The organism is Paracoccus sp. IB05 (assembly GCF_016405985.1).
Classification (GTDB): domain Bacteria; phylum Pseudomonadota; class Alphaproteobacteria; order Rhodobacterales; family Rhodobacteraceae; genus Pseudogemmobacter.
The window spans coordinates 1-18,608 of record NZ_JAEFCF010000053.1 but is presented as its reverse complement, the minus strand read 5'-3'; the positions used below and the strand labels follow the sequence as shown (position 1 = coordinate 18,608).

19 protein-coding genes are annotated in these 18,608 nt (G+C 64.8%); 8 read left to right on the top strand and 11 right to left on the bottom strand.

What is annotated here, in order from left to right:
* Positions 1-11 precede the first annotated feature (11 nt).
* The 3 genes from JC607_RS23085 to JC607_RS23075 form a co-directional block, all read right to left on the bottom strand.
* Complete coding sequence (locus tag JC607_RS23085) at positions 12-1,226, bottom strand: UbiH/UbiF family hydroxylase (RefSeq protein WP_198839085.1); 1,215 nt, start codon at positions 1,224-1,226, stop codon at positions 12-14.
* Between the two features lie 112 nt (positions 1,227-1,338).
* Positions 1,339-1,584 (bottom strand): hypothetical protein, encoded by a 246-nt coding sequence (locus JC607_RS23080; RefSeq protein ID WP_198839084.1) that lies wholly within the window; start codon positions 1,582-1,584, stop codon positions 1,339-1,341.
* Between the two features lie 185 nt (positions 1,585-1,769).
* Positions 1,770-2,420: a pyrimidine 5'-nucleotidase gene (locus JC607_RS23075; RefSeq protein ID WP_198839083.1), complete on the bottom strand. Its 651-nt coding sequence runs from the start codon at positions 2,418-2,420 to the stop codon at positions 1,770-1,772.
* 205 nt (positions 2,421-2,625) lie between these two features.
* On the opposite strand from JC607_RS23075, the gene JC607_RS23070 reads away from it, so the two are divergent.
* Positions 2,626-3,261 carry a GntR family transcriptional regulator gene (locus JC607_RS23070; RefSeq protein ID WP_198839082.1) on the top strand — a complete coding sequence of 212 codons (636 nt, stop codon included), beginning with the start codon at positions 2,626-2,628 and terminating at the stop codon, positions 3,259-3,261.
* 48 nt (positions 3,262-3,309) lie between these two features.
* On the opposite strand, the gene JC607_RS25630 is transcribed toward JC607_RS23070, so the two are convergent.
* The 3 genes from JC607_RS25630 to carA form a co-directional block, all read right to left on the bottom strand.
* Entirely contained in the window at positions 3,310-4,572 is a 1,263-nt protein-coding gene (locus JC607_RS25630; RefSeq protein ID WP_233093106.1) for a glycosyltransferase family 2 protein, read from the bottom strand.
* Positions 4,530-5,369 (bottom strand): hypothetical protein, encoded by an 840-nt coding sequence (locus tag JC607_RS25625; RefSeq protein ID WP_233093105.1) that lies wholly within the window; start codon positions 5,367-5,369, stop codon positions 4,530-4,532. The genes JC607_RS25630 and JC607_RS25625 overlap by 43 nt, the downstream gene beginning before the upstream one ends.
* Positions 5,370-5,475: 106 nt before the next feature.
* Positions 5,476-6,633: a glutamine-hydrolyzing carbamoyl-phosphate synthase small subunit gene (carA, locus tag JC607_RS23060; RefSeq protein WP_198839081.1), complete on the bottom strand. Its 1,158-nt coding sequence runs from the start codon at positions 6,631-6,633 to the stop codon at positions 5,476-5,478.
* Positions 6,634-6,828: 195 nt separating this feature from the next.
* On the opposite strand from carA, the gene JC607_RS23055 reads away from it, so the two are divergent.
* Positions 6,829-7,290 carry a GatB/YqeY domain-containing protein gene (locus JC607_RS23055; protein WP_198839080.1) on the top strand — a complete coding sequence of 154 codons (462 nt, stop codon included), beginning with the start codon at positions 6,829-6,831 and terminating at the stop codon, positions 7,288-7,290.
* 40 nt (positions 7,291-7,330) lie between these two features.
* On the opposite strand, the gene JC607_RS23050 is transcribed toward JC607_RS23055, so the two are convergent.
* The 5 genes from JC607_RS23050 to JC607_RS25855 all read right to left on the bottom strand — a co-directional run bounded on the left by JC607_RS23050 (position 7,331) and on the right by JC607_RS25855 (position 12,641).
* Positions 7,331-7,843, bottom strand: coding sequence for a DUF2244 domain-containing protein (locus JC607_RS23050; protein ID WP_198839079.1), 513 nt, complete (start codon positions 7,841-7,843; stop codon positions 7,331-7,333).
* A 138-nt stretch (positions 7,844-7,981) separates the two neighbouring features.
* Positions 7,982-9,652: a cytochrome c oxidase subunit I gene (gene ctaD, locus JC607_RS23045; RefSeq protein WP_198839078.1), complete on the bottom strand. Its 1,671-nt coding sequence runs from the start codon at positions 9,650-9,652 to the stop codon at positions 7,982-7,984.
* A 227-nt stretch (positions 9,653-9,879) separates the two neighbouring features.
* Entirely contained in the window at positions 9,880-10,866 is a 987-nt protein-coding gene (locus JC607_RS23040) for a site-specific tyrosine recombinase XerD (protein ID WP_198839077.1), read from the bottom strand.
* A 4-nt stretch (positions 10,867-10,870) separates the two neighbouring features.
* On the bottom strand, positions 10,871-12,517 hold the full coding sequence (locus tag JC607_RS23035) for a hypothetical protein (RefSeq protein ID WP_233093104.1): 1,647 nt from the start codon (positions 12,515-12,517) through the stop codon (positions 10,871-10,873).
* Entirely contained in the window at positions 12,507-12,641 is a 135-nt protein-coding gene (locus JC607_RS25855) for a hypothetical protein (RefSeq protein WP_255532650.1), read from the bottom strand. The genes JC607_RS23035 and JC607_RS25855 overlap by 11 nt, the downstream gene beginning before the upstream one ends.
* A gap of 209 nt (positions 12,642-12,850) precedes the next feature.
* Between JC607_RS25855 and JC607_RS23030 the strand changes: the two genes are divergently transcribed.
* From JC607_RS23030 to JC607_RS23005, 6 genes are all read left to right on the top strand, one after another.
* A complete protein-coding gene (locus JC607_RS23030; protein WP_198839076.1) occupies positions 12,851-13,393 on the top strand; it encodes a shikimate kinase in 543 nt (180 codons plus the stop codon).
* Positions 13,394-13,412: 19 nt separating this feature from the next.
* Positions 13,413-14,525 carry a 3-dehydroquinate synthase gene (aroB, locus tag JC607_RS23025; protein ID WP_198839075.1) on the top strand — a complete coding sequence of 371 codons (1,113 nt, stop codon included), beginning with the start codon at positions 13,413-13,415 and terminating at the stop codon, positions 14,523-14,525.
* A 66-nt stretch (positions 14,526-14,591) separates the two neighbouring features.
* Positions 14,592-15,110: a DUF2478 domain-containing protein gene (locus JC607_RS23020; RefSeq protein ID WP_198839074.1), complete on the top strand. Its 519-nt coding sequence runs from the start codon at positions 14,592-14,594 to the stop codon at positions 15,108-15,110.
* 183 nt (positions 15,111-15,293) lie between these two features.
* Positions 15,294-16,538, top strand: a complete 1,245-nt coding sequence (locus JC607_RS23015) for an efflux RND transporter periplasmic adaptor subunit (RefSeq protein ID WP_370584926.1) — start codon at positions 15,294-15,296, stop codon at positions 16,536-16,538.
* Positions 16,538-17,257, top strand: a complete 720-nt coding sequence (locus JC607_RS23010) for an ABC transporter ATP-binding protein (RefSeq protein ID WP_370584925.1) — start codon at positions 16,538-16,540, stop codon at positions 17,255-17,257. Before JC607_RS23015 ends, JC607_RS23010 begins: the two co-directional genes overlap by 1 nt.
* Positions 17,254-18,459 carry an ABC transporter permease gene (locus JC607_RS23005; RefSeq protein ID WP_198839072.1) on the top strand — a complete coding sequence of 402 codons (1,206 nt, stop codon included), beginning with the start codon at positions 17,254-17,256 and terminating at the stop codon, positions 18,457-18,459. Before JC607_RS23010 ends, JC607_RS23005 begins: the two co-directional genes overlap by 4 nt.
* Positions 18,460-18,608: the final 149 nt, after the last annotated feature.

The window sequence follows — 18,608 nt, the reverse complement described above, 5'->3', positions numbered from 1 at the left end:
TCGGTCAACTGTCACGACACGCCAAGCCCCGCGCGCATCAGCCCGTGACGCACCGGGGGCAGCGCGTAAAGCAGCTCGAGCATATTGCCACGCAGCGCACGCAGGACCGGTGCTCCGGCCATCGAGGCGCGGTTGAGCATGTCGATACCGCCGACCCGCAGCGTGATATCGCCGTGCCGCGCCCGGTGATAGGCATCCAGGATGCTCTGCACCCCCGGATCGCCGCCAGATCCTTTGACAAGATCCAGCAGCACCCGCAGATCTTTCAGCGACATATTCAGCCCCTGCGCGCCAATGGGCGGCACCACATGTGCAGCTTCGGCCATCAGAACCGCGCGCTGTCCCGAAAGCCGCTGCGCCACCTGGCTGATGATCGGCCAGACAAGGCGCCTCGTCGCCAGCCGCATCCCGCCCAGAATACCGCAGGAGCGTGCATTCATCTCGGTCTCGAACTCTGCCTCGGGCAGGGCGGCAAGCCGCATGGCCTCGGGCCCATGTTCCATCCACACAACCGAAGACGCATGGCGCCCGTCCCGATCGGGCAGCGGCACCATCGTGAACGGCCCGCCCGAGCGATGCACCTCGGTCGAGACATTGTCATGCGGCAGGTCATGGGTGACCGAAAACACCAGCGCCTTTTGCCCGTAACGAATGGTTTTCACAGGGATATTCAGCGCCTCACGCATCGCTGAATGCCGCCCGTCCGCCGCGATCAAAAGCCGCGCCGCGACCTGGGATCCGTCGCTCAGCGTGACCAGCGCCTCCCTGTCGCGGGTCATCAGGCCTTTCGTGCCAATCCCCGCGCGGAAGGTCACATTCGGGAGCTCGGCCAGCCGCGCGGCGATCTCGCGGCGCAAAAGCCAGTTTGGCAGGTTCCAGGCGAAGGGCTGGTCGGAAATCTCGGTGGCGTCGAAATCGCGGATGATGCGGGCCGTCGCATCCGTGCCGTCCGCATCTGCCTTTCCGGCATCGACGATCCGCATCACCTGCAATGCCGCCGCATGGGGGGCAAGCCGCTGCCAGATCCCGGCCTCTTCCAGCACCGAAACCGAGGGTTGCAAAAAGGCCGTGCTGCGCAGATCGGCATCGCTTGCCGCCTCGGATTGCGGCGGTGGCGCGGGATCGACGCAGATCACCTCGAACCCGGCCGATCCGAAAGCCGCAGCCGCTGTCAGCCCGGCAATACCGCCGCCCGAGATCAGGATTCCCGTTTCCGCACGTTTCATGCCAGTTTCATTCCTGTGGCCCTCTGGCTGCTTCTGCCGCCAGTCTACGCCTTCGGCCCGCGAGGGGCCAGTGGACAGCATGTCACCCGGGCGGGCACTTACAGGGAACGCATCAGGGCCAGGAGATCGCGATGAAAAAGGCGAACACCATCGGCACCAGCGCCAACCCCAGCATGGTGAGCGCCGCCATGCCCCAAAGCTTGATCCCAAGCACGAGACCAAGGATGACCACCGGCAGGAGCCAGAAGAAATTGTTCACATCCCGGTCAATCTCGCGCGCGATCCGGCCAATCAGCGGAATACGGCTGATAAAGCTGCGGCGCGCCGGGCGGGCTGTAACGGTGAGGCTGTCGGACATGGCGGGATCCCTCTGACGGCTCTGGCAGCCCCGGGGACGGGGGTGAAAGCCGTATCTTCAATGACTGATTGGGACATATCACATTTTCAAAGGGGTTTCAGCCGCGGGAACAGCCGGCGGAGCGGGGCGTGATGTCGCACTGCGGCAATCTGTCTCGCGCCCCTTCTGCGCCTCCTGGGCGTGATTCAGCCGGTCGCAAGCCTGTCGAGAAAGTCGCGCAGATCGCCGGTATTGTGATGGATATGATCCTCGTGCAGCGGCTCGGGGGCGACCAGCACAGTGCGCATCCCCATCCTGTGCGGCTCCAGCAGGTTGCGCGGATCATCCTCGAACATCGCGCCACGACCGGGGTCGAACCCGTCAAGCCGGACGATACAGTCAAAGGCATCGCGGCGCGGTTTCGGCAAATAGCCCGCTTCTTCAATGCCATAGATCGCGTCGAACAGGCCGGAAAGCCCGCGCCGCTCAAGCACGCGGGTGGCATAAAGCGTGTCGGCATTGGTGAACACGATGCGCCGCCCCGGCAGAGCGGCGATGCGGCGGGCAAGGGCATTGTCGCGGCTCAGGCCCGAGAAGTCGATATCATGCACGAAGGCCAGAAAGTCTGACGGATCAATATCATGGCCGGACATCAGCCCGGCAAGCGTGGTGCCATGTTCCTGCCAGTACCCATGGCGCAGCGCATTGGCGCTGGCCTCGTCGAGGCCAAGATTGCGCATCACCCAATCGGTCATCTTGCGCTCGATCTGGGGAAAGAGGCAGGCGCCGGCGGGGTAAAGCGTGTTGTCGAGGTCAAAGACCCAGGTGCTGACGGTGCTGAAAGCTTCATTTGGCATGGGCTTTCTTAGCATGGATGCGGGCGGGATGCAGCCGGAACTTGCGCGCAGTCGCAGCACTTCGGGACCAGGCGGGCTTGCCTGCCGCCGTTCCCGCCTCTAGGGTTCCCGGCCAGGGTTGCGGGGCGCGCGCTTTCAGGGCGGCTCTGTTGGCCCCGGGGCGTCGTCACAGCGCCGCGATGATGCGCGAACAGGAGCGGGTCCAGTGCAGAAAGACGCCTATACTTTGATCCTTGAAGCGATCGAAGCGCGTGAATTCCGGCCCGGCGAGCGGCTGGTCGAAAGCGAGCTGGCCGAGCGATTCGGGGTCTCGCGGACCCCGGTGCGCGAGGCGTTGCAGCGGCTCGAGACGCAATCGATGCTGAAACGCGACGGGCGCAGCCTGATTGTGGCGACGCTGGACCATAATCAGCTGGCAGAGCTTTACGCGGTCAGGACAGAACTCGAAGGTCTTGCCGCACGGCTGGCGGCGCGGCATGCGACGGAAGAGGAGATCCGGGTGCTGCAAAGCATGGTTGCCGATGATCGCGCGCTGCTTGGCGGTGATCCGGCGGCGCTCAGCCGGGCGAATAAGCGCTTTCACCGCCAGATCCATCTTGCCAGCCATAACCGGTTTCTGGTGCAGCAGCTGGATCTTCTGCACCGTTCGATGGCTTTGATGGCGCAGACCTCTTTCGCCGCCGAGGGGCGGGACGGGGTTGCCCTCACCGAACATGAGGCGATTGTGGCGGCGATTGCGGCGCGGGACGAAAACAGCGCCTGGACGGCTTTGAAAACCCATATCAGCCGGGCCTTCGAGACGCGGCTGAGGGTTGAGGCGGGCGAGCTGAAACTGCGCTGAGCCGGGAGCCCGGCGGGCCGGGAAAGCTGATGTCGCAATGCGGGGTCTTCAGCCAACGGGCTTTTTACGCCCTGATGCGCCTGCCGCTTCGACAGTGTCAAAGATCCCGTGGCTGGTCTTGTCCCAGTAGAAGGGGCGGGTGATCAGCTCCCACAGCGCCTTGAGGCCGGCGAAGGTCGCGAGCGGCTGGTAGAAATGCAGGGTGAAGACCCAGAATTTCGAGATCTTATGGCCTGCCTGTTTCAGCGCCAGCCAGCCCAGGGTGAAATCGACCGCAGCCGAGAACAGGAAAGCCCCCAGCATCGCCCAGGCGAGGCCGGGGGGCAGGGCCTCGGCCAGAGGATGCGAAAATCCCAGGGCGATGATCCAGAAGCTCCAGAGCAGCGGCGCGAGCAGGGTTTGCAGCGCGGCGCAGAGGAACATCACCTGAAAGCCGAGGAAGGCGCGGGTTCCGACCTCGCGCCAGAGTCTGAGCGGGCTGCGCATATGGACGATCCAGGTCATCATATGGCCCTTGATCCAGCGCGAGCGCTGTTTGACCCAGGGGAAGGGGCGGCAATTCGCCTCTTCGCGGGTGACCGTTGACAAAAGCCCGGTGCGGTAGCCGGCGCGCGCCAGCCGGATGCCGAGATCGGCATCTTCGGTGACATTATGCGAATCCCAGGCGCCAAGCTCTTCCAGCACATCGCGGCGGAAAAACAGCGTCGTCCCCCCGAGCGGCACCATCAGCCCGAGCCGCGCCACGCCAGGCAGAATCAGCCGGAACCAGGCGGCATATTCGATGGTGAACATACGCGCGATCCAGTTGGTCGCCGGGTTGTAATAGTCCAGCACCCCCTGAACGCAGGCGAGACCCGAATCGCTCTGGCGAAAATGGGCGACGACGCGGCGGATCTGATCGGCTTCGGGCGCGTCCTCGGCATCATAGACGCCGATAATCGCGCCATGGCAGTGGTCAAGCGCCACATTCAGCGCGCGCGGTTTGGTCCTGACCCGGCCCGGTGGCACCACAACGATCCGCATCCAGGCCGGCAGGCCGGCGTTTTCCAGCGCGGTGCGGGTCGAATCGTCTTCCGCCTCGACCGCGAGCACCACTTCAAGCAGGTCGTGGGGATAGTCGAGCCGGGACAGCCGCCGCAGGAGACGCGGTGCGATGTCGCTTTCGCGGTAGAGCGCAACGAGGAGTGAGACCCCGGGCAGCGGTCCAGCCGTCGCGCGGAGCGGGGGCACGGGGCTGTGACGAAGCGTCGCGATCGCGCAAACCAGCTTCAGCAGCGTCGACAGCGCCATCGAGCCAAGCGCCAGAAACAACAGCGCAAGCCCGGTGGTGATCGGGAAATTCGCAACACTTGCCAGAAGGGCGGCCCCCCTGCGGCGGCCATCAGCCTGAGCCCGATCCCGCCCCAGTCGCGGCAGGAGAGCTCCGCCGCTACCCTGGTCTCGGCGGCATGGGCGATCTGTGCGCCGCGCACCAGCGTGAGCGCCCGGGCGATGCGAGCGGCTGGCGCCAGCGCCATCAGCACCGGGCCGATCTGTGCCTCGATCACCGGGCGCAGCCGGGCGAAAGCCTCGGGCCGCGAGGTCGCCACCACCGTCACCGCCCCGGCGCGCCGTAAGGGCAGAATGCCATGCCGCTGACAGAAACCAGGCCCGAGCCGGTCAATCGCGGCCGCTTCGGGCGGGGGGGAGAGCGGATCGACAAAAAGCGCACCGAAATGGTCGCGGGCTGCCGCGAGGAGATCATCTTCGGCCAGGGTGCCATGGGGATGAAAGCCGTCGCCTGACGCGGGCTGGAGCCGCGCCGATGCCGCAGAGCCGGGCTGTTCGGGCCGGATCAGCCCATGGCGCAGCAGTGAAATCGCGAAAGAATCCGGCCCCTCTGCAGGACACCTGGTGGCGGTGCAAGCGGGCGCGCTGTCCTGTGAAGGCTGAGCCTGGTAAGGTCGTTCCTGGTAAGTCTGTCTCTGGTCAGGCTGGTGCCGCGACAGGTCGACCAGGGGGGACCGGCGCAGGGGATCTTTCCACCGCGATTTCAGCCAGGCCGCAGCTTCCCCCCCCGGGCCGAAGGGGGAGGCGCCACCGATACTGATCAAATGCCGAACTGTCATCGCCTTGCGCATCCCGGATCACTTCCGGGTCCGAGATTGCGCAAGGATCGGTTAACGGGCGGTTAAGCCTGATTGGCCCGGCCCAAAAAACTCTGAGCCTGCCCCCTCAGAGGGCGCGGCGCGCATTCATCTCGGCGGCGAAACGCTCGAAGAGATAGTAGCTGTCTTGCGGGCCGGGGCTGGCTTCGGGGTGGTATTGCACCGAAAACACCGGGCGATCCTTGATCGCGATGCCGCAATTGGTGCCGTCGAACAGCGAGACATGGGTCTCGATCACGCCCTCGGGCAGGGTGTCGGCATCGACGGTAAAGCCATGATTCATCGAGGTGATCTCGACCTTGCCGGTGGTCAGATCCTTGACCGGATGGTTGGCGCCGTGATGGCCATGGTTCATCTTGCGGGTCTGGGCGCCAAGCGCCAGAGCCAGCATCTGATGGCCGAGGCAGATGCCGAAGACCGGCAGGTCTTTCGCCAGCACGCCTTTGATCATCGGAACCGCATATTCGCCGGTTGCCGCCGGGTCGCCAGGGCCGTTCGACAGGAACACGCCATCCGGCTTATGCGCCAGAACATCTTCGGCCGTGGCCGAGGCCGGCAGCACCACGACCTCGCAGCCGGTCGAGGCGAGGCAGCGCAGGATGTTTTTCTTCGCACCGAAATCGACGGCGACGACTTTCGGGCCGGGGGCCGTGCGTTTGGTGTAGCCCTCGGGCCAGGCCCAGCGTTTCTCATCCCAGGTATAGCTTTGCGGGCAGGTGACATCTTTCGCCAGATCAAGGCCGACCAGACCCTTCCAGGCGCGGGCCTTTGCCACCAGCGCCTCGATGTCGAACCTGCCTTCCGGGTCATGGGCCAGGGCCACATGCGGCGCGCCCTGGCTCCTGATCGCGCGGGTCAGGCGGCGGGTGTCGATGCCGCCGATACCGATGCGGCCGATCTTTGCCAGCCAGGATTGCAGATCACCGGTCGCGCGCCAGTTCGAGGGCTCGGTCGGATCCCATTTCACCACCATCCCCGCCGCCGCGGGGGAAACGGTCTCGTCATCCTCCGGGGTGATGCCGGTATTGCCGATATGGGGGAAGGTGAAGGTCACGACCTGGCCCGCATAGGAAGGATCGGTGATGATCTCCTGGTACCCGGTCATCGCGGTGTTGAACACGAGTTCGGCCACCGTCTCGCCGGTCGCGCCAAAGCCGTAGCCATAAAAGAGCGTGCCATCCGCCAGCACAAGACAGGCAGTAGGACGGGGTGCTGCATGCGGCATGATTGGCTCCGGAGCGTGAGGGGATTCTGGTATGCTGGCTAAACGGGCGCAACCTATGCCTCTGCCAGGGCAGGGTCAAGGCTTTGGGGGCTTTGATATTGTTATGGAAAATCAGGGCCTTGGTTCAGGGGTGGTGACTTGCCGGAATCGGCGCCGCATGGCAGATTAGACACCGGACCGAAGAGGAGCCCCGCGATGAGCCTGCGTAACAGCCTGAATGAGGCGATGAAAGAGGCGATGAAGGCCCGCGATTCTGCGCGGACCTCGACGCTGAGGCTGATCAATGCCGCGATCAAGGATCGGGACATTGCAGCGCGTGGCGAGGGGCGTGGCGACGAGGGAGTCGCTGACAGTGAATTGCTGGCTCTCCTGAGCAAGCTGGTGAAACAACGCCAGGAATCTGCCCGGATCTATGAGGAAGGCGGCCGGCTGGAGCTGGCAGAAAAGGAACTGGCCGAGGTGAAGGTGATCTCGGAATTCCTGCCGCGCCAGATGGAGCCTGAAGAGGCGGCGGCGGTGATCGACCAGACCATCGCCGCGCTTGGCGCCACCTCGATCCGCGATATGGGCCGGGTGATGGCGGAGCTGAAAGAGAAATATACCGGCCAGATGGATTTCGCGCAGGTCGGCGCCACGATCCGCGCAAAGCTGGCCTGAGGCCAGGTTCAGGGGCGGAGCCAGGCCCGGGCCCGGTCGGTCAGACCCGGCCGGCAGCTCTGGTGCGGGCCAGCGCCTCGCGCAGCTCCTGCGCCAGCCGGCGGCGTTCTTCGGGGGTGAGGAAAGCGCCGAGCTCAACCTCGCGCGCGCCGCCGCGCAGGGTCAGGTAATCCGGCACCGGCCCGCTGTGTTCCCCCTCATTTGGAAAGAGATGCACGCTGACCCAATAGGGATTGGCCTCCCAGCTTTGCAGCCGGCCACGCGGGCCGCGCCGGGTGAGGCTGATATGGGCGCGGCTCAGCTCCAGATCCTCGGTGATGGCCCGGTCGGTCCAGGACCGTTTCAGCGCCAGCCAGATCATTGTCAGCACGATCAGGAGAAATGGCAGCAGCCCCCAGAAGACCGGCGTCGCAATCACAGAAAGCAGCGGCAGGGTGATCAGCAGGGCAGTGGTGCCGATGAACCAGGCAAAGCCCGGCCGGCTCAGCGCGGAATAGGGCACCAGGTGCAGATGTTCCGGCCCGTCTGCGGGCCGCGACCAGTGATAGGGCATGGTGGATCCGAACTTAACTTATGCCTGATCGTCTGATCTGTCGCATAAACCGCGTCGCCGCCAAAGGCAAAGGTCCGAAATGAAACGGCCCCGGAGAGATCTCCGGGGCCGTTTCAGATTCAGGAGTGTCACACGCGCTCAGTGGCTGTGCGAACGGTCCCAGTCCTCACGCTTGGGAAGCGTTTCGAACGTATGCTCCGGTGGCGGGCAGGGCAGGGTCCATTCCAGCGTGTCGGCATATTCGTTCCAGTAGTTGTTCTCGGTCACGCGGCGACCGGCAAGCAGGGTGTAGAACACGATGCCGATGAAGAAGAGGAACGAAGCAAACGAGATGAACGCGCCGATCGAGGAGATGTAGTTCCAGTATTCGAACTGCACCGGGTAGTCGATATAGCGGCGCGGCATGCCCTGACGGCCGAGGAAGTGCTGCGGGAAGAAGGTCAGGTTCGCGCCGATGAACATTGCCCAGAAATGCAGTTTGCCTGCGAATTCCGGGTATTGCCGGCCCGACATCTTGCCGATCCAGAAATAGACGGCAGCGAAGATCCCGAACACGGCACCAAGGCTCATCACATAGTGGAAATGGGCCACGACGTAATAGGTGTCATGGTAGCCACGGTCCAGCGGCGCCTGCGACAGGACCACACCGGTCACACCGCCGACGGTGAAGAGGAAGAGGAAGCCGAAGGCGAAGAGCATCGGCGTCTTGAATTCGACCGAGCCGCCCCACATGGTCGCGATCCAGCTGAACACTTTGATGCCGGTGGGCACCGCGATGATCATGGTCGCCATCATGAAATAGCTCTGCTGCGACAGCGACATGCCGACGGTATACATGTGGTGTGCCCAGACGACGAAGCCCAGAACACCGATGCCCACCATCGCATAGACCATGGGCAGATATCCGAAGACCGGCTTTTTCGCGAAGGTCGCAACCACCTGGGAGATGACGCCGAAGGCCGGCAGCACGATGATATACACTTCCGGATGGCCGAAGAACCACAGGATATGCTGGTAGAGGATCGGGTCGCCGCCGCCCTCGGGCACGAAGAACGAGGTGCCGAAGTTACGGTCGGTCAGCAGCATGGTGATCGCGCCGGCCAGAACCGGCAGGGCGAGCAGGATGAGCCAGGCGGTCACAAAGACCGACCAGGCGAACAGCGGCACCTTATGCATGGTCATGCCAGGCGCGCGCATATTGAGGAAGGTGGTGATGATATTGATCGAGCCGACGATCGAGGATGCCCCCGAAAGGTGGACGGCGAAGATCGCCAGATCCATCGAGAAACCGGCTTCTTTATTCGACAGCGGCGGGTAAAGCACCCAGCCCACGCCCGCCCCCGGCTGCCCGTCACCGCCCGGCGCAAAGAGCGAGGCCACGGCCAGCGCGGTCCCTGCAACATAGAGCCAGTAAGAGAGGTTGTTCATGCGCGGGAAAGCCATATCCGGCGCGCCGATCTGGAGCGGCATGAAATAGTTGCCGAAACCGCCGAACAAAGCGGGAATCACCACGAAGAACATCATCAGGATGCCATGCGCGGTGACGGTCACGTTCCACAGATGGCCGTTCGGAGTACATTCTCCGGGCAAGGCTGCGGTCAGACGCATTCCTTCGGCGCACATATACTGTACGCCCGGCTCCATCAGCTCCATCCGCATATAGACGGTGAAGATGACCGAGATCAGCCCGACGATTGCCGCCGTGAACAGATAGAGAATCCCGATATCTTTGTGGTTGGTGGACATGAACCAGCGGACGAAAAATCCGCGCTTGTCATGGTCATGCCCGTGGATGGCTGCATCCGCCATAGGCGTCTCCCGCTATTGCACTTCGGCCCCATGCCCGGGCTTGCGCCTGTGGCTGGGGCCTCATTCCCTTGCTGATCCGTGTTTAGCGGGCGCGGCGAAGGGCCGCAACGATGAATTGATCAGGATCAAATTCGCCAGGAGGCAGCGCCCGGCCTGTGGCACGAACACACTGAAGTGCCGGATTTTCGCGTCTCTGCCGGGGGGCGATGGGGGATGGCCGGGGCGGCTCAGCCCGGTTTGCCCGGAAGTTTCGCCAGCGGATGGTGATTGAACACGAGGTCCTTCAGCTCATCTTCCAGCACATGGGTATAGATCTCGGTGGTGCCAAGATCGGCATGGCCCAGAAGGGTCTGGATCACCCGCAGATCGGCGCCACCTGCGAGAAGATGCGTCGCGAAAGCGTGGCGCAGCACATGCGGGGTCACCTTTGCCGGCGAGATCCCGGCGGCAACCGCCATCGCCTTGATCAGCACGAAAAAGCTCTGCCGGGTCATATGCCCGTCCGCGCCACTCCCCGGAAAGAGGTATTTCGAGACCGGCTTGCCTGCAGCTTTCTGTGCGGCCTCGCGCGCGTCCAGCGCATTCAGCCAGTCCGCAACAGCCGCGCGCGCCGGGGGCGAGAGCGGCACCATCCGTTCCTTGTCGCCCTTGCCGCGGACCAGGATCATCGCCGGATTGCCGCGCACCGCCGCCTGGGGCAGGGTCACCAGCTCGCTCACCCGCATGCCGGTGGCGTAAAGCAGCTCCATCAGCGCAGTATTGCGCAGCCGGTCCGGCGGGTTGCGGCCATGTCCGGCTGCGGCATCCAGCAGCCGGGTGATCTCTTCGACCGAAAGCGTCTTCGGCAGGCTTTTCGACTTGCCGGGGCCGGAAATCCGCAGTCCGGGATTGTCCTCGCGCCAGCCTTCCTCAAAGGCGAAACGGTAGAGCTGGCGAATCGACGAGAGCCGTCGCGCGCGTGTCGCGGCCGAAAGCCCCTGGGTGTCACAATGGACCAGATAGGCCTCGATGGTCATACGGTCGAGCGTCGCGATATCATAACCCCCGACCGCGACCCATTCGGCGAAATCCTTAAGGTCGCGGCCATAGGCGAGGCTGGTATTGCGTGCCGCGCCTGCTTCGGCTGCGATGGCATCGAGAAAGGTCGAGATCCAGCGCCAGGCCGGATTGACGGGTGGCTTCACCCCTTTTGCGCCAGCTGTCGGGCCTGCCATCGGCTCAGCCCCGCCGCTCGAGGATCATCAGTTCCAGCGCGGTGCGGCGGGCGACATTCTCCAGCTTTACCTTGCGCAGCAGTGACAGGCCGCGCGTTACCCCCGAGACATTGCCGTCAACGCCGCGCTGGATGTCTTCGATCGCCAGCAAAATCGCCTCGCCAAGCCGCATCCCGTCCAGCAGCATCCGCGCCTCGTCCGAGAGTTCCGGCGTCAGGAAGGCCGGGGCGATGGCGCGGCCCATCATATCCGGCGCGCGCAGCCCGGTAATATCGCCAAGCGCCAGCCCTGTCAGGAAGATCTCGGTCTCGTCCAGCGCCTTATGCGCGCCGGCGATGGTCTCGTATTGCGGCGATAACAGCCCGATGCGGAAGGCGATCCGCGCGGCATCCGGGGGCAGATCCAGCGCCGCCAGCGCCGGGCCGTAAAGCGAGGCGAAGGGCACTTCGAGCTCGGCTTCCTGCATTCTCGCCCAGACCGGCGGCAATGTCGCCGCGATCCGGGTCTTGTCTTGCGACTGCATCGCCGCATCGAAGGCCTGGAATGCATCGACCCGGTCCCAGACCCCGCCCGACGCCGCCGCGTCGCGTTCGGTATAAAGCCCGAGCAAGACATTGGGCGCGATGGTACCGGCGCGGGTCAGCCGCTCGGCGGCCTCGATCTGGGCCTTCCAGCCCGATTGCGGCCCGATCTCGGCATAGGCGAAGGCGATGGGCATCCGCCCCGTGGGAATGGTCTCGCCAATCGCTTCGTAAAGCTTCCAGTCCAGCGGTGTCACCGGGCTGGGCGGCGGCGGCACGGTATCGGCCTCGAAAAGATCGGGGTCGAGAAAGCGCGACAAAAGCGCGGTCTGCGCCTTGTCGACATCGCCAAGCGCATCGGCGCTGGTCAGGGTCAGCGCGGCCGCATCCCATTCCCCGCCACGCGCGAGGCAAAAGACATGGGCCGGCAGCGTCGGGGCCAGACCCGGGGCCTTCTGCATCCTCTCGCAGGCCTTGTCCTCGCGCCCGGTCAGGATCGCGATGTCGAAAGCGCGGCGGAACAGATCGGGCGTCCCATCCCCCGCAATGTCGATCAGCGCCGCCGCCTGTTCCAGCGCGCCGATCTGCAAAAGCTTGTCGACCCGGGCCAGAAGAAGGCGCCCGTCATTGCCGGCGTCAATCGGCGGATCGGCCTCGGCCAGCAACATGGTCAGGAAAAGCTGGCGCAGCGCCGGCAGGCTTTCCATCCGGTCGCGGATCACGGCGCGGGCGATCTCATCCGAGAGGCCTGCGCCCCAGAGGTTGCGCGGCAGGCCAGAGACCGATGGTGAAATCAGCCCGACGGAATCGGGTGACGGGATATCGAGCGAGGTCGAGGACACCGTCACCGGCAGCGCGCCTTCGCTGGTCACCGGTGGCTCGATGGTCTTGACCGGGCCGGCGGGCTTGCCCGCTTTGCCCGCGCCCGGCGTGCTGACCGATTGCGACAGCCAGTCGATCGCCGACAGCGGATCATCACCGGTCGCAAACGCCGGAGCGCCGCCCATGCTGCAGGCGAGGCCAACTGCCCCCGACGCCATCAGCCGGCGCAGCGCCCCCCCGGCGCCGGGATGCGGCGCGGATCGGGAAAGCGCTTGCGGCAGCTGCGCGCAACAGCGATCAACTCGCATCCAGCACCACAGGTTTTGTCACTTCGGCCGGTGTTGGTGTCAGATCGACGAGATAGGCATAGGCGGCCAGCGCCGCAAAGCCGAGAATCGCCAGAACCAGCAATGCCTTGATAATCCGCCCCATAAACCAGTCCCTTTGTATTCGCCTGTCTCAGCGCTGTCTCTGTGCTGCCTCGCGGACAGGTTATTTCTGCCGATCCGGTCCTTTTCCTGCCTGATCGTCTGCCCGCCGGGTGAATATATATGGCTTTCCGGCCAAGATCACGCCATTGGAGAACGAAAAGCGCGGCGGCTTACCGTGATCTCCGCCGCGTTCACGCGATGGTGAAGGCAATGTATCGACTGAAAAAGACCGTCGCCATGGTCGGTATGATGGGGGCGGGGAAAACCGCCGTCGGAACGGCGCTGGCGAAACTGCTGAAAGTGCCCTTTGTCGATTCGGATGAAGAAATCGTCAAAGCCGCGGATCGCAGCATTGCCGAGATCTTTGAACGCGATGGCGAGCCTTTCTTTCGCGACCGCGAATTCGAGGTGATCGGCCGGCTGTTGCGCGGCCGTCCGGCGGTGCTCTCGACCGGGGGCGGCGCCTTTCTGGCGGTCCGCAACCGCGACCAGATCGCGGAACACGGGATCTCGGTCTGGCTGAAGGCCGAACCCGAAGTCCTGTGGCAGCGCGTGCGGCATAAGACCACGCGGCCCTTGCTGCGCACCGCCAACCCGCGCCAGACGCTCATGGAGCTTTGTGCCGCGCGCGAGCCGTCTTACCAGCTTGCCGATCTGGCGGTGGATTCGGCAGCCGGCCTTACGGTCGAACAGATGGCGGCGCGGGTGGTCGAGGCGCTGGTGACGCGCCCCGATGTGCTGGAAGAACTCTGACGGGAATCCGGAGAAGAACATGTTGAATATTGTGCCGGTCAAACTGGGCGAGCGCTCCTATGAGGTCCGGATCGGCGCCGGTCTGATCGAAAATGCGGGTGCAGCAATCCTGCCGATGCTGCGCAGAAAGAAGCTGGCCGTGGTCACCGATGAGACGGTCGGCGCGCTGCATCTGGACCGGCTCAGGGCCGGTTTTGCCACTGTCGGCATCGAAATCTCCCATATGGCGCTGCCGGCGGGCGAGGCGACCAAGTCCTGGCGTTCCCTGTCGCAGACCGTCGAATGGCTGCTGGAACAAAAGGTCGAGCGCAAGGATGTCGTGGTCGCTTTTGGCGGCGGTGTGATCGGGGATCTCGTCGGTTTCGCTGCGGCTGTGCTGCGTCGCGGCGTTCGATTCGTGCAAATCCCGACCTCGCTGCTGGCCCAGGTCGACAGTTCCGTCGGTGGCAAGACCGGGATCAACACGCCCCAGGGCAAGAACCTCGTCGGCGCTTTCCACCAGCCCTCGCTGGTGCTCGCCGATATCGGCGTGCTGGAAACGCTGACGCTGCGCGACTTTCTGGCGGGCTATGGCGAGGTGGTGAAATATGGCCTGCTTGGGGATCCGCTGTTCTTTGACTGGCTGGAAGCTGAAGGTCCGGCGCTGGCGCGCGGCGACCGCGAGGCGCGGCTGAAGGCGGTGACGCGTTCGGTCGAGATGAAGGCCGGGATCGTCGAGCGCGACGAGACCGAAGAGGGCGAGCGCGCGCTTCTGAACCTCGGCCATACTTTCTGTCACGCGCTGGAAAATGCGACCGGCTATTCCGGCCGGCTTTTGCATGGCGAGGGCGTGGCCATCGGCTGCGCGCTGGCATTCGAGCTCTCGCAGCGGCTTGGCCTCTGCGCGCAGGAGGCACCAAGCCGGGTCCGTGCCCATCTTAAATCGATGGGGATGAAGACCGATCTCGCTGATATCGAAGGCGATCTTCCCGATGCCGAGGGGCTCTTGCGCCTGATGGGCCAGGACAAGAAAGTGGTCGACGGCAAGCTGCGCTTCATCCTCGCGCGCGGCATTGGCGAGGCTTTCGTGGCCGATGATGTGCCGCCGGATAGGGTGCTTTCGGTGCTGCGGGACGCGCTGGCGCAGCGCTGAGGCTTTACCTGCCTGATTGGTTCGATATAATTGTCGAAACATAACGCATCGACCTGAGAGACTGCCATGAAGCTCGGCTATATTTCTGCTGGCCCCGAGGGCGAAACCGACCTCCTGCTCCAGGAGGTCGCGCGCCGGCTGAGCGCGCATGGTCTGACCCCGGCGGGCACGGTGCAGATCAACACGCTGCGCCCGGGGCGCACAAAAAGCGACATGGATCTCTGGGTTTTGCCCGAAGGGCCGCAGATCCGCATCAGCCTTGACCGCGGTGATGCGGCGACCGGCTGCCGGCTCGACACGTCGGCGCTGGAAGAGGCGGCAGTCATGGTGGCGCAGCGACTGGGCGCGGCGGATGTGCTGATGGTCAATAAATTCGGCAAGCAGGAGGCCGATGGCCATGGCCTCGCCGATTCCGTGGCCGAGGCGCTTGGCGACGGCAAGCCCGTGCTCTGCGGCATGGCGGATCACTTCCTCGAAGGCTTCCTGAACTACGCCGCCGGTCATGCCGAGGAATTGCCCCGCGATGCCGATCAGGTTTTCGCCTGGGTGCTGGATGCGCATCAGGCCCGGCTCGCAACTGTCTGACCCGGCCGGGGAAGGGTAGGGCAAACCCCATCTTTGCGGGCGAAGGGGCGGATTTTTCGCCCCGGGGCTGACAATCCGATTTCGCTTTCGACCCGCACCCGCCATGATATGGCGACACAGCCGGCGGGCGGTCACCGGCGCGATCCGGGCCGAACGCTGCGATGCAGCATGAGGCGGCCCGACGTGACGCAACCCAATCCTCCCGATATGGCCGTGCTTGCCCGCATGGGGCAAAAGCATCGCGGCAGGCGCTGGTTTTTCCTGCTCCTCGCGCTTCTGGCCGGGGGAGCGATCTTCTGGGGGCTGGTGGCGCGGGCACCTGTGCCTGTGCAATATGTGACGGCGCCGGTCACGCGCGGCGCTCTTGAGGTAACGGTGATCGCCACCGGCACCGTGCAGCCGACCACAAGGGTCGAGATCTCGTCCGAGCTTTCCGGCACGCTTGCCACCGTCGAGGCCGATTACAACCAGGCCATTGCGGCGGGCGAGGTGCTGGCACGGCTGGATGACACCAAGCTGAAAGCCCAGGTGCTGAATTCCGAGGCACAGCTGACCGCCTCGCGGGCGCGGCTCGAGTCCGCGAAAGCCACCGTGACCGAAACCTCCGACGCGCTTGACAGTGCCGAGGCGCTGGACCGGCGCGGCCTGAACACCCGTTCTGTTATCATCGCGGCCCGCGCCGCACATGACCGCGCGGTGGCCTCGGTGGGGATCGCGACGGCGGATGTGACGCTGGCCGAGGCCAATCTCGCCTCGGTCCGCGCCGATCTCGACAAGGCGGTGATCCGATCGCCCATTGACGGGATCGTGCTGGACCGCGCGGCCGAGAAGGGGCAGATCGTCGCCGCCTCGCTGAATGCGCCGGTCCTGTTCACCCTGGCCGAGGATCTGCGCCGGATGGAGCTGCGCGTTTCGGTCGATGAGGCGGATATTGGCCGTGTGGCGCCGGGGCAGGAGGCGAGCTTTACCGTTGATGCCTGGCCCGGACGCCGCTTTCAGGCGGTGATCACCAGCCTGCGCTTTGCGCCGGACGAAAGCACCAGCGATGTTGTGACCTATACCGCTGTTCTGGCGGTGGAAAACGAGGAACTTTTGCTGCGCCCCGGCATGACCGCGACAGCGACGATTGTGGTCGCGCGGGTCGAAGATCAGCTGCTGGTGCCAATGGCGGCGCTGCGCTATGCGCCGCCGGCCGAGGTGGCGACTGAGCGCTCCGGCGGCGGGCTGATGGGGCTTTTGATGCCGGCACGGCGCGGTGCGGCCCGGTCCGGGACCGGGGATGGTTCGGGGGTCTGGGTGCTGCGCGACGGCCTGCCTGTGCGGCTCAGGGCGGTGCCGGGGGCAACCGATGGCACCAGCATCGTCGTGACCTCGGAAGATTTGCGCGACGGAGATCAGGTGATCCTGTCGCAACGGGACGTCCGCTGATGGTGCCGCCGCTGATCGAATTGCGCGGCGTCTCGCGCTGCTACGGCGCAGGCGAGGCAGAGGTCCGCGCGCTGGACGGGGTCGATCTGGTGATCGAAGAGGGCGAGTTCATTGCGATCATGGGGCCATCGGGATCGGGGAAATCGACAGCGATGAATGTGATCGGCGGGCTCGACCGGCCGACATCAGGGGCCTATCTGTTTCGCGGCACCGATACCGGGGCGATGACGGCGGATGCGATGGCGCTGCTCAGGCGGCATTATCTTGGCTTTGTGTTTCAGGGGTTCAACCTGCTGGCACGGACCACGGCGCAGGAGAATGTCGAACTGCCGCTGATTTATAAGGGGCTGAGCGCGCGGGCACGGGCAGAGGCCGCGCGCGAGGCCCTGGCGCGGGTGGGGCTTCAGGGCCGCGAACATCACGACCCGTCGCAGCTTTCGGGCGGCCAGCAGCAGCGCGTGGCGATTGCCCGGGCGCTGGCGGGCAATCCTTCGGTGATCCTCGCCGATGAGCCGACCGGCAATCTCGACAGCCAGCGCAGTCATGAGATCCTTGCCTTGTTGCAGGCGCTGAACCGCGATGACGGTATCACCATCGTGATGGTGACGCATGAGCCGGACATTGCCGCCTGGGCAAAACGGCTGATCGTCTTTACCGATGGCCGCATCATCCGCGATGAGCCGGTGCCGCAGCCGCAAGGTGCCGGGACCGGGTCATGATCTTTGAAGCAATCCGGCTGGCGCTGCGCTCGATCCTCAGAAACAAGCTGAGATCTTTCCTGACGATGCTCGGCGTGGTGATCGGGGTGGGGGCGGTGATCGCGATGGTCACGGTGGGCCAGGGCTCGCAGCGACAGGTGGCGCAATCGGTGTCCTCGCTGGGGTCGGACCTCCTGGTCCTGCGCCCCGGCGCGCGTGGCTTTGGCCCATCCCAGCCGGGCATGAACCGCCCCTTTACCTTGCGCGATTCCGATGCGCTGGAGGATCTGCCCGAGGCGCGGCTGGTGGCGCCGGTCACCAGTGCTTCCGCCCGTGTGGTTTTCGGCAGCAGCAATCACCAGACCCAGATCACCGGCTCGAATGAGAACTGGATCGGGGTTTCGGGCTGGAAGATGGCCCTGGGGCGCAATATGACCGCGGCCGAGGCGCGCGGGGGCGCGGCCTTTTGTATTCTGGGCGAGACGGTGCGGCAGCGGCTTTTCGGCGCAGCCGATCCGCTGGGCGAGATGATCCGGGTCAGACAGATCTCCTGCCAGGTGATCGGGGTGCTGGAGGCGAAAGGCGCGGGGGCTTTCGGTCAGGATCAGGATGATATGCTGCTGATGCCGGTCCGGCTGGTGCAGAGGCGGCTTAACGGCAATGACGAGATCGGCTCGATCCAGATCGGGCTGGCCGCGGGGGGCAGCACCAGCGAAGGCATCGAAGCGGTCTCAGGCATGATGCGCGACCGCCGTCGGATCGCGCCTGGCGCGGCCGAGGATTTCAACGTGACCGATATGCGCGAGATCGCCGAGATGCTGAGCTCGATCACCGCCGTCCTGTCCGGGATGTTGTCTTCGGTTGCGGCGGTGAGCCTGCTGGTGGGCGGCATCGGCATCATGAATATCATGCTGGTCTCGGTCACCGAGCGGACGCGGGAGATCGGCATAAGGCTGGCGATCGGCGCGACCCCGGGCCAGGTGCTGACGCAGTTTCTGGTCGAGGCGGTGGTGCTTTCCCTGATGGGCGGCGTGATCGGGGTTGGTGTCGGGCTGGGTCTGGCCTTCGTCGCGGGGATTTTCATGGCGATCCCTTTCGTGCCGGATCCGCTGGTGATCCTGATGGCATTCGCCTTTTCGGCCTTTGTCGGTGTGGTCTTCGGCTGGTTCCCGGCTTTGCGCGCGGCGCGGATGGATCCGATCGAGGCGCTCAGGCATCAATAGCGGCGGCTCATCGCCGCGCCTGTGTAAAGGCCGCAAGCAGTGATCCTTTCACAGGGTTGGGAGGCCTGGCAGGGCGGGTTTCATCGGGGGTGTCCGCCGGGATCAGACATATTTTTCCCTGACCGGCTGGCTGACTGGGTCGCAGAAGA

Coding starts and splice junctions, on each gene's coding strand:
- JC607_RS23035 (WP_233093104.1), bottom strand. CDS start 12,517: ATGCGAGTTGATCGCTGTTGCGCGCAGCTGCCGCAAGCGCTTTCCCGA.
- JC607_RS23020 (WP_198839074.1), top strand. CDS start 14,592: ATGAAGCTCGGCTATATTTCTGCTGGCCCCGAGGGCGAAACCGACCTC.
- JC607_RS23040 (WP_198839077.1), bottom strand. CDS start 10,866: ATGGCAGGCCCGACAGCTGGCGCAAAAGGGGTGAAGCCACCCGTCAAT.
- JC607_RS23085 (WP_198839085.1), bottom strand. CDS start 1,226: ATGAAACGTGCGGAAACGGGAATCCTGATCTCGGGCGGCGGTATTGCC.
- JC607_RS23005 (WP_198839072.1), top strand. CDS start 17,254: ATGATCTTTGAAGCAATCCGGCTGGCGCTGCGCTCGATCCTCAGAAAC.
- JC607_RS23050 (WP_198839079.1), bottom strand. CDS start 7,843: ATGCCCTATCACTGGTCGCGGCCCGCAGACGGGCCGGAACATCTGCAC.
- JC607_RS23080 (WP_198839084.1), bottom strand. CDS start 1,584: ATGTCCGACAGCCTCACCGTTACAGCCCGCCCGGCGCGCCGCAGCTTT.
- JC607_RS25625 (WP_233093105.1), bottom strand. CDS start 5,369: ATGACAGTTCGGCATTTGATCAGTATCGGTGGCGCCTCCCCCTTCGGC.
- ctaD (WP_198839078.1), bottom strand. CDS start 9,652: ATGGCGGATGCAGCCATCCACGGGCATGACCATGACAAGCGCGGATTT.
- JC607_RS23010 (WP_370584925.1), top strand. CDS start 16,538: ATGGTGCCGCCGCTGATCGAATTGCGCGGCGTCTCGCGCTGCTACGGC.
- carA (WP_198839081.1), bottom strand. CDS start 6,633: ATGCCGCATGCAGCACCCCGTCCTACTGCCTGTCTTGTGCTGGCGGAT.
- aroB (WP_198839075.1), top strand. CDS start 13,413: ATGTTGAATATTGTGCCGGTCAAACTGGGCGAGCGCTCCTATGAGGTC.
- JC607_RS23075 (WP_198839083.1), bottom strand. CDS start 2,420: ATGCCAAATGAAGCTTTCAGCACCGTCAGCACCTGGGTCTTTGACCTC.
- JC607_RS23030 (WP_198839076.1), top strand. CDS start 12,851: ATGTATCGACTGAAAAAGACCGTCGCCATGGTCGGTATGATGGGGGCG.
- JC607_RS23055 (WP_198839080.1), top strand. CDS start 6,829: ATGAGCCTGCGTAACAGCCTGAATGAGGCGATGAAAGAGGCGATGAAG.
- JC607_RS25855 (WP_255532650.1), bottom strand. CDS start 12,641: ATGGGGCGGATTATCAAGGCATTGCTGGTTCTGGCGATTCTCGGCTTT.